This is a genomic window from Vibrio sp. 10N.222.55.C6, from assembly GCF_041473395.1.
GTDB classification, from domain to species: Bacteria; Pseudomonadota; Gammaproteobacteria; order Enterobacterales; family Vibrionaceae; genus Vibrio; species Vibrio crassostreae_C.
Genome location: NZ_JBFRSD010001053.1, coordinates 1 through 270 on the forward strand (window position 1 = coordinate 1; position 270 = coordinate 270).

The window sequence follows — 270 nt, forward strand, 5'->3', positions numbered from 1 at the left end:
CTACTAAAAGACCTCGAAAATAAGTACGACACTACAGTTTCAGACCTCATTTACAATGATGAAGGCGTCTCATCTTACAAAGGTAAAAACGTATCACACGGTGAATTAGGTCGCTTACTTACCGATATAGAAAGAGGTGTAATAAAAAAAGGTGACATCATAGTTGTTCGGCATTTGGATAGGTTATCCCGCTTACGGCTAACTGGCGCTATGACCATTTATAACAAAATCATGGAAGCTGGCGTACTTATCCATACCACAATGGACGAC

General features: G+C 40.0%; 1 protein-coding gene. It reads left to right on the top strand.

Annotation, left to right across the window (positions count from 1 at the left end; translation table 11 throughout):
* On the top strand, nt 1-270 hold a 270-nt coding region (locus AB4486_RS27515; protein ID WP_372119977.1), incomplete at both ends, for a recombinase family protein.